We start from the raw sequence: 13,719 nt of genomic DNA, 5'->3' as shown, positions 1-13,719 counted from the left end.
GGCTCTCCGCCGGGGGCTCGTACGACCCGCGACGCACGGCGGATTGCGCGTCGGGGCTCCCGGCGCGGGCCGGTTTCCGCCCGCCAGGCCTCTCTTCACATCCCCCGCCGTCGCCCCAAACTTCCCCTTGCATTCTGTATCGATCGATATATAATCGCGTTCTATATCGACCGATATAGAACGGTCATCGATCACGCAAGAAGGACATTCACCATGGCACGACCCCGCGGATTCGACGAGCACGCCGTGCTCGAAGCGGCCAGCGCAGCGTTCTGGAGCAAGGGCTACGAAGCGACCTCCACGCGCGATCTGGTCAAATCGACCGGTCTCACGCAGCCCAGCCTCTACAACGCGTTCGGTGACAAGCGCGGCCTCTATCTGCGGGCGCTCGAACATTATCTGGAGCACATCCTGCACGAGCGGATCGAGCGGCTTGAGAAAACCGCGTCGCCAGCGCAGAGCATCACCTTGTTCTTCCACGAAGTGATCGAGCGCGCGATTGCCGATCCCGACATGCGCGGCTGCATGCTGGTCAACTCGGCGCTCGAAGTTTCATCGGACGACGAAGCATTTCGCGCCATGGTCGCGGCGGAAATGGCGGAGATCCGCGCGTTTTTCCATCGAGGCCTGGTCGCAGCGCAGCAAAGCGGTGAAATCACCGTCGCCGTGCCACTCGAAGACGCCGCCTCTCATCTGCTCGCCACGCTGATCGGCATTCGCGTTCTCGCGCGAGTCACGCCGCAATACGTGCTGCTATGCGGCTCGGTGTCGCCGGCTTTGACGCTGCTCGGCTTGCCTGCGCTGCCGCCGCCGTCGGCGCCACCCGCTTCACCTGCGTAAGACGGCCGCGTCCGATCCGCGCGTCCGACCGGGCGCATTGCCTGGCTTTCTCACCGACATCCGGCAGCGCCCCCATAGGCATGCGCACCGGTAAAGGAATCGTCATGTCCGCAGCACCGTCTTCTTTAAGCTCCGCACCACCCGCCTCGCTCGATGCCCGCGCGCTCTTTGCGACCTTCGCTGGGCTGTGCGGCAGTCTCGTCGCCATTGGTCTCGCGCGTTTTGCCTATACGCCGCTGATTCCTTCGCTGATCCAGGCGCACTGGTTCACGTCGTCGCAAGCAGTGACCCTCGGCGCGGCGAATTTCGCCGGCTATCTGATCGGCGCGCTGATCGGCCGTCCGCTTGCGTCGGCAATGTCGAACCGCAGCGCGTTGCGTCTGCTGATGGCGGTCGTGACCGCAGCGTTCTTCGCCTGCGCGTATCCGCTGTCGATCAGCTGGTTCTTTGCATGGCGCCTGCTGTCCGGTGTCTCGGGCGGCGCCATCATGGTGCTGGTAGCGACGTCGATTCTTCCGCACATCCCGCCGCCGCGCCGCGGCTTCGTCAGCGGGATGATCTTTCTCGGACTCGGTCTCGGCATCGCGGCCTCCGGCACACTGATTCCCCAGCTGCTGCGCTTCGGTTTGCAAACCACCTGGATCGGTCTCGGCGTGGTCGCGCTGGTCCTGAGCGCGGCGAGCTGGTTCGGCTGGCCGTCGACGAATCCGCCCGCTCCGGTGACACCCGCCGGCACGCATCACGCCACGCATACTCATAACCTGAAGCTGCGCCTGCTGTATGCGCAATACGCGGCGAACGCACTCGGCCTCGTGCCCGCGATGGTGCTGCTCGTCGACTACGTGGCGCGCGGCCTGGGACACGGCGCGGCAATCGGCGCCGAATACTGGGTGCTGTACGGCCTCGCGGCGATTGCGGGTCCGCTCATCTGCGGCAACGTGGCCGATCGCATCGGCTTTGGCAACGCGTATCGGATCGCGCTGTTTCTGCAGTCCGCGGCGGTGGCAATGCTGGCGCTCTCGGGCAGCACGCTGGCGGTGGCGACGGCGACCGTGATTCTCGGCATCTTCACGCCGGGCATCGTGCCGCTCGCGCTCGGCCGCATCCACGAACTCGTGCCGCACGATCACATCGAACAGCGGGCCGCATGGAGCCGCGCGACCACGGCATTCGCACTCTTCCAGGCACTAGGCGGCTATGGGTATTCGTTTCTGTTCTCCCATACGCATAACAACTACGCGCTGATTTTCATCTGCGGCGCGACCGCGCTCGCCATTGCGTTCCTCGCCGATATCGTGGTTGCGCGAATCGGCACGGCGCGTGGGGTGACGGCGTGATCGGAGGAATACGGCTAAAGCGGTTCGATTCTCCGCGTTGGGCATGCGGCTTGCTCAATAGAAACACCGTCGCTGTCTTGGCACGGCAGCCGCGAAGTTAGCGCGGCCGTCGTGCCAAGGCAGGTCCTTATCAACCAGCGGAGGTCATTGATATGTTGGGAACTATTCTTCTGATCGTGCTGATTCTGCTCCTCATCGGCGCGTTTCCGTCCTGGCCGCACAGCCGTTCGTGGGGCTATGGTCCTACCGGAGGACTCGGTGTCGTCCTGATCGTGGTGATCGTGCTGCTGGTTGCCGGCGTCATATAGCCCATGTGCGCAAACGCGAACCGACTCGATCCACGCGGATGAGAGAACGCTCGTCGTAACGAAGTTCGAACGAAGGCGGCCGCCGGATAGCAATATCCGGCGGCCTTGTCATGTCGATGGTCGGGAAAGTCTCGCTGGTCGAAGCTCGTTCGCTCATTGTCATCCGGGACTGGACGATGGAAAAGTTACTCGCCTGGCTGGGGTCGAACGATCTCGCTGAATGGCGCTAACGGTGCACCGATCGGCCTTAGCGCTGGATGTCCTGACCGACTGCATAGCCATCGACCAGTTGCTCGAACAGTCCCGCATCGCCCATCTGACCGCCCTTGAGCATGATTTCCATGCCGTCGAGTTCCGCGCGGTCCGCATGAAGACGACACACGGTCACGCCCGCCGATAGCGGCGCGAGATACGACAGACCCCACGCGTCGAGCGCACGCACGGCGAAGCTCGACGTGTCGCCGCCTGCTATGCCGATGCGTTGCAATCGCACCGCGTCGAGCACCTGCCGCAGCAGCGTTGCGCAAGCATGCGCGAGTGACGGCAGCGCCGTGTCCGCTGCGTTCGTCGCGCTTGCGGCGTTCACCGCACGGCGCGCGGTAAAGGCAAGCACGTTGCGGCCATCTCGCAACGGCCCCGCAATCGCCGCCACGCGTTCCGCCAGATAGACGGACGCGGCATCGCCGGTCATTCGCTGCGGGTCCAGCTCCACCCGCAGATACGAATGCGCGGCGCCAATCTGCACCTCGGTCAACGGCGACAGACTGCCGGCCAGCACGAACACCGGGCCTCGCGCGCGAGTCAGCGGTACAGCCTCATTCCCCGCCGACGAATCAGCCCGTTCCTCAAGCGCCGACGCATAAGCCTGAGCAACACTGCTCGCGCCGACCGCAAGCAGCGGCGCCACCGCCGCGCGCCGCACGAGCACCCGGCCGATCGCTTGCAGATGCGCGTCGTCGAGCACGTCGAACAGCAACGCATCCGGCTGCGCTTCGAGCCGGCGCCGCACTTCGGATTGCAGCGCGGCGTCGCCCGCCGCGTAGCATCGCCAATCGATCGATTGCACATGCTCGACGCCCTGGCGTTGCAGATGCACACGCAAGTCCGCTTCGTTCATCGGCGTGACCGGATGACGGCTCATCGTCGGATGACGGTCGATCCGATAGACCGCCTGTCGATGATCGTCCGCCCCGGCCGCGGCGAACAGTTGACCGAACACGCAGTAGCGCCGCAAATTCGGCTGACCGCCGATCACCGCGACCAGCTCGTTCGCGCAATGCTCGCGCAACGTGCGAATCGCCACGCCGATGCTGCCGGTTTGCGGCGCGCTATCGAAAGTCGAGCACACCTTGTAGTGCATCACGCGCACACCGAGCGCGGCGAACGCGGCGCCGACCCGCACGAGTTCCTGCTGCTGCGCGAGCGGCTCCATGGTCCGCGCGGCGCCTGCTACGCCGAGCGCGTCGAGTTGGCCGAGCGTCGCAAGACGCGCGGCATCCGGGGGCGCGAACAACAGCATCGTGCGCAAGCCGGCGCGCGCGAGATGCGCGAGCGTATCGGTCGCGCCGGTGAAGTCGTCGCCGTAGAACGCGTACGCGGGACGCGTGTCGCGCGATTCGCCTATGCCTCGGCGGCTGGGATCGTCCATGTCGCTCATGTCCCGATTCGCTCAGGCGCGTTGGCCGAAAAACGCCAGCGCGCGCCGCAACTCCGGCATCTGCGCGGCGTACACCGGCAACGGCGTGCCGGCCTGCACGGCCGCCCATGCCTGGCGCACGCTCGTCACACCCGCGCACGGACCATCCGGATGCGCGAGAATGCCGCCGCCGGACATGAACAGCAGATCGGTGGAGCGCACCGCGTCGAAGGTCGCTGGCGCGGTGCCGGCCCACTGCCCCGACGAAAATGCCGGCAGCACGGTGTCGTCGCAACCGGACGCGAGCGGTGTCGCGCAATCGTGCGCCGATTCGACGACTTCCACATCGCTCTGCGCGAATTTGCCGCCGAGGCCGTGTACGTGCATATGATCGACGCCGGTCAAACGCCATAACGTTTGATACGCCTGGAACGACATGCCGAGCGCCGGATCGCGCGACATCATCCCGTAGCCGTTGCGATGCGCGTGCAGCACGAGCGGTGTCGCGCGGCGCAGTGTCTGGATGGCGGAGAAGCCGCACCAGTTGATGCTCGCCATCACGCAGTGGCCGCCTTCGTGCTCGACCAGTTCAGCATGACGGCGCATCGCGTCGAGGTCGTCGGTGATGTTGAACGCGACCATCACGGAACGGCCGCTGCGTTCGCGGTAGCCGCGCACTTCGGACATGACCGCCCGCACGCGTTCGGCAAGCGGCGCATGCGCGGGATTCGCGCATACTTCGTCATCCTTGATGAAATCGACGCCCGCTTCGCACAGCTCGCGCACCAGCGCCGCCGTTTCCGTCGCGCTCAGACCGACGTTCGGCTTGATGATGGTGCCGATCAGCGGACGGTCCGCTACTTGCGTCAACACGCGCGTGCCCGCCACGCCATGACGCGGCAATTCGAAACGCGCGCGATAGGAAGCCGGCAAGCGCAACGACAGCAACCGCATGCCGGTGACTTCGCCGAGATCGTACAGATTGCCCGCGACGGTGGCGGCCAGCGTCGGCAGATTCGCGCCGATGTTGGCGAGCGGAAACGACAGCGTGACGCGCGCGCGCCGCCACGGCCCCGGCATGCCTTGCCGGATGAGCCACGCGCTCGGCAGACTGGGCTGCGCCACGGCTTCGAGTTCCGCGATACGCAGCACGCTCGCGCGGCTGCGTGCGCGCAGCGCATCGGTCTCGTTAGCGACGCGCACGAACGTGCCGCTCGACTGCTCGCCGGCCATCACCTCGGCGACCTGGGCGGGATCGAGCGGCGTCTCGATCAGATAGTCGGCTTCGAGCGTGTCGTCGTTGGCCGCTTGCGCCTGCTGCATCGCGCTCATAGCGTGCCCAGATCGGGAAAGCGGCGCACCGGCTCGCGGCCGTCCCAATCGCGCGACGCCGCGTAGATCATGTCGAACAGCTTGCCCTTGGGGCCCGCGATCTCCGAGAGTTCGATCACGGTGCCCGGATGATTTTCCGTATCGAAATAGACGAAGCGCCCGTTGCGCCCCACCTCGCCGCTCATCGCCACCTTGAAGCCCTGCTCCTGAAGACGCGCGAGGTCCGCGTCGAACGAGGTGGTCCAGTAGGCGTTGTGCTGCAAGCCGGTATGGCCCGCGGCCAGGAAGTCGCGATACATCGACGGTGCGTCGTTGCGCGTCTGGATCAATTCGACCTGCAGCGGCCCCGAGTTCGCCAGCGCGACCGAGTTGTGCACTTCATACGTTTGCCCGCGATACGTGTAGTTTTCGATCGGCACGCGTTCGTTGTAGAACCACGGACCCACGCCGAGCACGCGGCTCCAGTAGTCCATCGCGGCTTCGATATCACGCACCACATAGCCTGCCTGCCGGATTTCGCCAAAGAAACGACTCATGAAACTCTCCCGATACTGCGGGTTTTGAAGGACGAGCGACGCCCCGGCGCGGCAGGAATGCAGCGCCCGAAGGTCGAACCTGTGAAGAAAACTTAGAGGAAGCCGATCGAAATCCAGGGAATCGCCGCGACCAGCAGCAGGCCCACGATCAGCGCGCCCATATACCCGACGATCGGACGAATGCCCGCATCGGGATTCACTTTGCTGATCGCGCACGCCGAGTAGTAGCCGACGCCGAACGGCGGCGAGAAGAGCCCGACGCCCATCGACAGGATCACGACGATCGCGTAATGCACTTCATGCACGCCCGCGAGCCGCGCAATCGGAAACAGCAGCGGTCCGAACAGCACGATCGCGGGAATGCCTTCGAGCACGCTGCCGAGCATCACGAACACGACGATCGACACGGCGAGAAAGCCGTACGCGCCGCCGGGCATCGAGCCCATCAATTGCGCGAGATCCTGCGAAAAGCCGGATTGCGTGAGCGCCCAGGCCATCGCGGTCGCGCAGCCGATGATGAACAGGATCGCGCCCGACAGAGTCGCCGCATCCACCAGCATGCGGCCGAGCCGCCGCCATTCGAAGCGGCGATACACCAGCAGGCCGATCAGCATCGAATACGCGATGCCGATGGTCGACACTTCGGTCGCCGTCGCCACGCCCTCGACCACCGCCATGCGAATCACGAACGGCAACGCCAGGGCCGGAAGCGACACGATGAACAGCCGGCCGATCTGCCGCCTGGTAAACCGCTGCGTGCCGCTCAGGTCTTCCTTGCGATACCGCCACCACACCACCACGCACAGAATCAGCGCAAGCACCGCGCCCGGCAACATCCCGGCGGTAAACAGCGCGGAAATCGACAGCCCCGTGACCGAGCCGATCGTGATCAGCACGATGCTCGGCGGAATGGTTTCGCTTTGCGCGCCCGTTGTGGCGAGCAGCGCGACCAGATCGCCTTCGGACGCACCGCGCTTTTTCATCTCGGGAAACAGCACCGGGGCGATCGCCGCCATATCCGCGACTTTCGAGCCGGAAATGCCCGATACCAGATACATCGCGCCGATCAGCACGAACGACAGGCCGCCATGCACGTGACCGACGAGGCTCGCGAGAAACTCGATCATCGCGCGCGCCATGCCGGTCATTTCGATCAGCAAGCCGAGAAAGACGAACAGCGGCACGGCGAGCAGCACGAGATGCGACATGCCCTCGTCCATCCGTCCGACCACTACTTCGAGTGGCGTGAAAGTGGAGAGGCCTAGATAGCCGAACGTCGCGAGTGCGAAAGAGAAGCCGATGGGCACGCCCGAAAAGATGCCGATAGCCACCACGCCGACAAAGAAGATCACCAGGTTGAGCTTGCCGAGCGTCTGGAACCACGGCCCGGCGAATACGCACACCACGCCGAGCAGCGCGGCGACGGCGAGCACGATGACGACGTCGCGCACGCGGCTCACCTGAGCGAGCCGGATCAGGCCGACCAGCAGCATCAGCGCGGCGCCGATCGGCAGCGCGAGCGCGCGCCAGGCGTTGCTGATCTGCAGCGCGGGCGTGACGATCGCCGCCTCGCCGGCCGCATAGTCGTACGCGGGCGCGATCAACAACGCGAGCAAGGCGATCGACGCGGCAATCGCGAGCGTGTCGACGAAGGCGCGCCGTTGCGGCGACAACCGGCTGACGAGCGCCGTCATCCGCATATGTTCGCCGCGTCGTAGCGCAAGCACCGCGCCGAGCATCGCGAGCCACAGGAACAGAATGCCGGCCAGTTCATCCGACCACACGAGCGGCTGATGCAGCACGTAACGCGACACCACCCCCGCCAGCATCACGACGATCTCCACCGCCAGCAGCGCCGCCGCGCACACTTCGACCAGTGCAATCAGGCCGCGGTCCAAGGTTCGCAGCCAGCGGCGCGGCGTGCTGGCCGCGTGCAACGGCACGGCCGCCGCCTCTGCCGGATTCAATGCGTGATTCGACATCCTGCGGTCTCCTCGCGGCTCTTCGCCGCGCGTCTTCTGATGCTCACCGGACTGCCGCACGCTCAGGCCAGCTTGCCGACCGATTGTTCGAGCAGATCCCACGCTTCGTTGCCGAACTTGCTCTTCCACGCGCCATAGAAGCCCGCTTGACGCAGCGCGACGCGGAACGTGTCCGGCGCGGGCCGGTTGATCGTGAGCCCCTTGCTTTGCAGATCGGCGACGGCTGCGTCGTTGAGCTTGCGCACATCCTCACGCTGCTTGAGCGCCGACTGATTGAACGCGTCGCTGGCAATGCCTTGCAGGTCTTTCGGCAGACGCTGCCACGCGCGCGGGTTCAGCACGAACCAGTAGCCGTCCCACATGTGATTGGTCAGCGAGCAGTACTTCTGCACTTCGTAGAGCTTCGCGACCTGCACGATCGGCAGCGGGTTCTCCTGCGCATCGACGATATGCGTTTGCAGCGACGAATAGACTTCGCTGAATTGCAGGCTGGTCGGCGCGGCGCCGAGGCCCTTGAACATGTCGATGCTGAGCGGACTCACCGGCACGCGAATCTTCAGACCGCGCATGTTCTGCGCGCTCGTGATCGGCCCGTTGCTGGTGGTGGTCTGACGAAAACCGTTGTCCCACATCCTTTCGAACGATTCGAGCCCGGCCTTCTGCATGGCCGCGCGCACATAGGCGCCGAGCTTGCCGTCCATCGCGCCCCACACCTGGTTGTAATCGCTGAACGCAAAGCCGACCGCATTGATCGCCACCGACGGCGCAAGCGTCGACACCACCAGCGCCGACGGCGTGAACATTTCGATGCCGCCGCTGCGCACCTGCGCGAGCATGTCGGTGTCGCCGCCCAACTGGTTGTTAGGGAATATCCGGATCTCCATGCGCCCCTTCGACGCCTCGCGAATCTGGTTGGCCGCCTCCTGCGAACGCACGTTCAGCGGATGCGTGAGCGGCAGATTGTTGCCGTACTTGAACACGAACTCCGGGCCGGACGCCGCGCGTACGATCGCCGGAAAGCCCAGCGTACTGGCCACCGGCACGGCGGCCGCGGCACGCAGCAACGTGCGTCTCGCGAGGTTGGTCATTTGAGCGTCTCCTTGCTTATAATTGATGTGACTGTCGAATCCATCAAAATCCATCATCACCCGATTCAACGCGTTGATTTTCCGGTCATCACAGTTGAGTCGCCGCGCGATAGCTGCAAGACTAGGCGTGCGCGGCAACTGCGTCAAACCGCGGACTTGATGTTTTTTGATGGATTTCCAATCTGTGAAGGACGGCCATGTCCGAACCGGTTCACCTCACCGCCGCCGCGCGCGCACGCATTCCGGACATAGCGCGCGTCGCCGGCGTGTCGACCGCTACGGTGGATCGCGTGCTCAATGCGCGCGAAGGCGTGCGCGCCGTCACCGCACAACGCGTGCTGCAAGCGGCCGCGCAACTGGGCTATCTGCTCACGCCCGCCGCGCCTGCGGCGAGCGCGTCGAAGCCGATGCGCGTCGCGTTTCTGCTGCCGGCCGGCACCAATCGCTACCTGCACATGCTCGGCGACTACATCGACTTCGCACACGATCAATGGAGTGCGTTGGACATGAAGTGCCGCGTCCATTACGTCGAGAGTTTCAACCCGAAAGAACTGGCCGACCGTCTGTTGCATTACGGACAGCGTGCGGACGGCGTCGTGTTCATGGCGCTGGAGCATCCCGTGGTGCGCGACGCCGTCAATGCGCTGGCCGACCAGGGCGTGCCGGCCATCACGCTGATTTCGGATCTGTCGAATGCGCGGCGGCTGGCTTATGTGGGTATCGACAATCGTTCGGCCGGGCGCACGGCTGCCTTGTTGCTGGGGCGCTTCATGGGACCGCGGCCCAGCGGCAAGATCGCGATGCTCGCGGGTAGTCTGAACTATCGCGGACACGAGGAGCGCGAGATCGGCTTTCTGCATCTGATCGAATCGACGTTTCCGCAAGTGCGCGTGATCGGACTGCGCGAGGGTCACGACGACAGCGAGCGCAACTATATGCAAACCCGCAAACTGCTGGAGCAACATCCCGACCTCGCAGGCATTTATAACAGCGGCGGCGGATCGGATGGCGTCGCCCGCGCGATTGTCGAGGCGCGCTCGGAGCAGAAGATTCTGTTCGTCGGGCATGGCTTGACGCCCGACACGCGCGCGCTGCTGATCGACGGGACGATGGATGCGCTGATTACTCAAACGCCGCAAGCGATGGTGGGCAACTGTCTGCGGATTTTCCGCAACGTACGCGAGAAACGCGACGCGATGAGCGATGTGAAACCTGTGCAGTTCAGTATCGTGCTGCGGGAAAATTTGCCTTGAATAAAGGCTGTTTTGTGCGCGGCAAGTGCCCGCGAATAACGCTGCAGCTTCCATTCAGGCCTGTGTCTGGCGCACCGTAGGCGCCGCTGTCCACCACTGCGATCCGGGTCAGGCACGGCGGATGCTCGATCACTTTCGTATTCGCACTTCACCACGAAAGGAGATCACATCATGCCTTATCTACTTGGTTGGCTGCTCGGCGTCCCGTTGATCGTACTGGTCATCCTGTACCTGATCTTCCATTGATCCTTTGCAACAAGACAGGCGGCGTCCAGAACTGGGCGCCGCCTTCGCGCGTCGGTGCAGCGCGCGCATCGACGCTTCGGCGGAATCAGCGCACGGCCGCCATCAATGCGCCCATGCCGACCAGCAGGCTGCCCATCATCCGGTTCATGACGCGTAGTCGTTTCGGCCGTTGCAAGACGGTGCGCAAGCGATGCGAAAAAATCGCCGTCGACGCGACGCCCAACGCAAACACCACTGCAAACGTAGCGGCCAGCAACATGTATTGCTGATTCGCAGACCAGTGGGCTTCATTCGAAGACGTGCTGATGAACTGCGGAAAGAACGACGGAAAGAACAGCAAGGTTTTTGGATTGAGTCCCGAAGTAGCGAAGCCGCGCCAGAACATGCTGCGTTGCTGCGAGCTGTCGGTGGAAACCGCGAGACTGCCGCTGCGCCACTGCTTCCAGCCGAGATAAACCAGATAGATTGCGCCGGCCCAACGCAGCGCGACCAACGCACGCTCGTCGATCAGCAACAGCGAGTTCAGACACAGCGCGGTGAACGCCAGTTGCAGAAGCACGGCGCATGTGCCGCCCCAGACGCATGGCAACGCGGCACGCCAGCCGGCGCTGAGCGCCTGACTCATAGTCAGCACATTGACCGGACCGGGGGAATAGACGAGAACTAGAGCAGCAAGAAGAAACGACACGTACAGCTGGATCGACATCGGCGGGCAAGTGGGCAAGGAGGCAAGGGTTGCTGCATGGCCGGTGCATGACGTCTCAAGGCACGCAGTCGCAGCCCCGGCAACACGGACGATCATGCTGGCAAGCATCGGTCAGGAACATGCCTCCATGCCCGGCGAGCGCGCTTTCCAGCGCGGGTGGCGCCGGAATTCGCCCGCGTGCCGCCTTCCTGTGAAAGCGGCGAGACACCGGATGGCGGCTTGTGGCCGCATAAGACCGCGAGGCGCGAGGCCTGCGGGCCGGACGGTTGTCCCGGGCATGAATGCATGGTGAAAATATACCCGGACGCAGGCTGGATAGGCTTCTTAAAGGCATGGCCTTGTCGACCTCATAAGGGACAATATTCCGGTAAAATCCATTCATACAGAACAACCTTCCCATCCCCTCATGACCGCCCGCAACCGCCCGCTCGACAATCAGGATCGCAAGATCATGCGCGAACTGCAAAAGAACGCCCGGCTGAGCAATGCCGAGTTGGCCGAACTGGTCGGCATGTCGACCACCGCGTGCTGGAATCGCACGCGTCAATTGGAAACCGAAGGGTATATCCGCGGCTATGTCGCGTTGCTCGATCAGCAGAAGCTCGGTTTCGCCGACGTGGTATTGCTCGAAGTCACGCTCGACCGGCACGACGACGACGCGCTCGCCCGCTTCGGCGCCGAACTCGCGACCCTGTCCGAGGTGCTCGAAGCCTATCTGGTGTCGGGCGACTACGACTATCTGGTGAAGGTGGCGGTCGACGGCACCGCGGGTTACGAGCGTTTCCTGCGCGAGAAGCTCTACAAGATCGCCGGCATTCGTCACAGCCGGTCGATGTTCGCGCTGCGATGCATGAAGAGCATTCCGTCCATCGCTATCTAGCGGGCCGGCGCGATCAGCGCACTGTTGCGGCGGACCGTCGTCGCATGACCGGGCCGCCGCTCACATCCAGTGTTACTGCACAGCGCGCGAGGCGGCGATGATCGCATCGGCCACCGCCTTCGGCTGGCTCACCATCGCAACGTGACTCGCGTTGACGCGCGTCACTGTTGCGTCGATGTTCCTGGCCATCGTCTGCTGCAAATTCGGATCGATCATGCGGTCCTGACCGGTCACCACAAAGTACGAAGGCTTGTCATGCCAGGCCGCCTTCGTCACCTTTTCGTCGAGGCAGCCGGAAGCCCACGGCCCTTGCGTCGCCGCGATCAACCGTCTCTCGGGCAGCGGCACGTCCTGAGCGAAATCCTCGAGCACCGCTTTCGTCGAAAGCGTCAGGTAGCCCGCGTCGTCCTTGCGCAGCTCGCTCGCCCAGACCGGCGCCGGTGCGCCCTTCGTTATGTCCGCAATGGACTGGCTGCTGTCGGGCGCGAACGCCGCCACATAGACGAGACTCTTGACCTTGTCGTCGTTGCCCGCTTCGCTGATCACGACGCCGCCCCACGAATGGCCGACCAGAATCACCGGGCCCTTCTGTTGATCGATCACCCGTTTGGTCGCCGACACGTCATCGGCCAGCGAACTCAGCGGGTTCTGGACCGCCACCACGTGAAGCCCGCGCGCTTCGAGCAGCGGAATCACTTTGTCCCAGCTGGAACCGTCGGCGAATGCGCCATGCACGAGCACGACGTTCTTACCCTTCAGGTCCTGCGGGGGAGCAGCATGCGCGGCCTGCAACGCGAACAGTCCGCCGAGCAGCAATGCTGATCCGAGGCACTTCTTGAGAAACGTGGTCATTGTTTATGTCTTGATAGGTAGGAATGCAGATGGGATGACCGTCCGCGCGACAACACGCGGACGGTCATGGCGTTGCGTCGATCACGAATGCGCGTAGATCGGGCCGAGGCCGATGACTTCCGACTCGGTCGCCGGCGCATGGCTCATCGGTGCGTGACTCTTCGGCGCGCGCGAGCCCGAAGCCGCACGGGTCTGCACGACGCCGCCGTATGCCGCCGCAGCCGAACCGTTATCGGCCTGGACGCGTGCCAACGCGGCCTCGATGTTCTGCGGGTATTGCGTGTTGTCGCTGGACGGGTTGTAGCCGGCCTTCTGAAGCTGGACCAACTCCGCGCGCACTGCGGCGCGGGTCAGCGGTTGTTGCTGCGACTGTGCGAACGATGCGACGGGAACGGCGATCAACGCGGCGACGATGAGGGATTGAACGAGTTTCATGAGTATTCTCCAGATATCAAAGGCATTCAAAGGTTGGGTGGAACGCGACGCCGTTGCTGCATGCAAACCGCCATGTCCCGCCTGATTCAAACGCACTGTTGTGAATCAACCTTGCGTGTAGGTATTAAAACGCGCCGACGTATCTGGAATGTTTTCGTTGAGCCGCTTAATGCAAGCTTGTTTGTCTGAGTACGGTGTAGATACGTTGCGATACAAAAAAGCCGCTCCCGGGATGCGGAGCGGCTCGTCTGTCGCCGGCGTGCGCCGACGTGTCATGCAAGGCGGGTC

At 63.9% G+C, this 13,719-nt stretch carries 14 protein-coding genes; 5 read left to right on the top strand and 9 right to left on the bottom strand.

What is annotated here, in order from left to right:
* Positions 1 to 213 precede the first annotated feature (213 nt).
* The 3 genes from PQQ53_RS25435 to PQQ53_RS25425 all read left to right on the top strand — a co-directional run bounded on the left by PQQ53_RS25435 (position 214) and on the right by PQQ53_RS25425 (position 2,485).
* The gene (locus tag PQQ53_RS25435) at positions 214 to 840 is read left to right on the top strand and encodes a TetR/AcrR family transcriptional regulator (RefSeq protein WP_408147432.1); all 627 of its coding nucleotides are present in this window, start codon (positions 214 to 216) and stop codon (positions 838 to 840) included.
* 104 nt (positions 841 to 944) lie between these two features.
* Complete coding sequence (locus tag PQQ53_RS25430) at positions 945 to 2,177, top strand: YbfB/YjiJ family MFS transporter (RefSeq protein ID WP_408327093.1); 1,233 nt, start codon at positions 945 to 947, stop codon at positions 2,175 to 2,177.
* A 152-nt stretch (positions 2,178 to 2,329) separates the two neighbouring features.
* Complete coding sequence (locus PQQ53_RS25425) at positions 2,330 to 2,485, top strand: DUF3309 family protein (RefSeq protein WP_168668593.1); 156 nt, start codon at positions 2,330 to 2,332, stop codon at positions 2,483 to 2,485.
* 247 nt (positions 2,486 to 2,732) lie between these two features.
* Here PQQ53_RS25425 and PQQ53_RS25420 read toward each other — a convergent pair whose 3' ends face one another.
* The 5 genes from PQQ53_RS25420 to PQQ53_RS25400 all read right to left on the bottom strand — a co-directional run bounded on the left by PQQ53_RS25420 (position 2,733) and on the right by PQQ53_RS25400 (position 9,059).
* A complete protein-coding gene (locus PQQ53_RS25420; RefSeq protein ID WP_408327090.1) occupies positions 2,733 to 4,142 on the bottom strand; it encodes a four-carbon acid sugar kinase family protein in 1,410 nt (469 codons plus the stop codon).
* 12 nt (positions 4,143 to 4,154) lie between these two features.
* Entirely contained in the window at positions 4,155 to 5,453 is a 1,299-nt protein-coding gene (locus PQQ53_RS25415; RefSeq protein WP_408151757.1) for a ribulose-bisphosphate carboxylase large subunit family protein, read from the bottom strand.
* The gene (locus tag PQQ53_RS25410) at positions 5,450 to 5,989 is read right to left on the bottom strand and encodes a VOC family protein (RefSeq protein WP_007178289.1); all 540 of its coding nucleotides are present in this window, start codon (positions 5,987 to 5,989) and stop codon (positions 5,450 to 5,452) included. Before PQQ53_RS25410 ends, PQQ53_RS25415 begins: the two co-directional genes overlap by 4 nt.
* A 92-nt stretch (positions 5,990 to 6,081) precedes the next feature.
* The gene (locus PQQ53_RS25405) at positions 6,082 to 7,971 is read right to left on the bottom strand and encodes a TRAP transporter large permease (protein ID WP_408327086.1); all 1,890 of its coding nucleotides are present in this window, start codon (positions 7,969 to 7,971) and stop codon (positions 6,082 to 6,084) included.
* A 62-nt stretch (positions 7,972 to 8,033) separates the two neighbouring features.
* The gene (locus tag PQQ53_RS25400; protein ID WP_408147424.1) at positions 8,034 to 9,059 is read right to left on the bottom strand and encodes a TRAP transporter substrate-binding protein; all 1,026 of its coding nucleotides are present in this window, start codon (positions 9,057 to 9,059) and stop codon (positions 8,034 to 8,036) included.
* 197 nt (positions 9,060 to 9,256) lie between these two features.
* On the opposite strand from PQQ53_RS25400, the gene PQQ53_RS25395 reads away from it, so the two are divergent.
* A complete protein-coding gene (locus PQQ53_RS25395; protein WP_408147422.1) occupies positions 9,257 to 10,312 on the top strand; it encodes a LacI family DNA-binding transcriptional regulator in 1,056 nt (351 codons plus the stop codon).
* Between the two features lie 331 nt (positions 10,313 to 10,643).
* Here the strand turns inward: PQQ53_RS25395 and PQQ53_RS25390 are convergent, their stop codons facing one another.
* Positions 10,644 to 11,264: a LysE family translocator gene (locus PQQ53_RS25390; protein ID WP_408327083.1), complete on the bottom strand. Its 621-nt coding sequence runs from the start codon at positions 11,262 to 11,264 to the stop codon at positions 10,644 to 10,646.
* A 406-nt stretch (positions 11,265 to 11,670) separates the two neighbouring features.
* Here PQQ53_RS25390 and PQQ53_RS25385 point away from each other — a divergent pair, with 406 nt between their 5' ends.
* On the top strand, positions 11,671 to 12,144 hold the full coding sequence (locus PQQ53_RS25385; protein WP_121323672.1) for an Lrp/AsnC family transcriptional regulator: 474 nt from the start codon (positions 11,671 to 11,673) through the stop codon (positions 12,142 to 12,144).
* Positions 12,145 to 12,216: 72 nt separating this feature from the next.
* On the opposite strand, the gene PQQ53_RS25380 is transcribed toward PQQ53_RS25385, so the two are convergent.
* The 3 genes from PQQ53_RS25380 to PQQ53_RS25370 all read right to left on the bottom strand — a co-directional run.
* The gene (locus PQQ53_RS25380) at positions 12,217 to 12,996 is read right to left on the bottom strand and encodes an alpha/beta fold hydrolase (protein WP_408327080.1); all 780 of its coding nucleotides are present in this window, start codon (positions 12,994 to 12,996) and stop codon (positions 12,217 to 12,219) included.
* 81 nt (positions 12,997 to 13,077) lie between these two features.
* On the bottom strand, positions 13,078 to 13,431 hold the full coding sequence (locus tag PQQ53_RS25375; RefSeq protein ID WP_408151752.1) for a DUF4148 domain-containing protein: 354 nt from the start codon (positions 13,429 to 13,431) through the stop codon (positions 13,078 to 13,080).
* 105 nt (positions 13,432 to 13,536) lie between these two features.
* Positions 13,537 to 13,719: hypothetical protein (locus tag PQQ53_RS25370; protein WP_408151751.1), on the bottom strand; the 183-nt coding region annotated here is incomplete at its 5' end.

It is taken from the genome of Paraburkholderia strydomiana, assembly GCF_046030495.1.
Classification (GTDB): Bacteria; Pseudomonadota; Gammaproteobacteria; order Burkholderiales; family Burkholderiaceae; genus Paraburkholderia; species Paraburkholderia strydomiana_A.
Note: the sequence above shows the minus strand (reverse complement) of the source record. Positions and strands in the feature narration are given on the sequence as shown.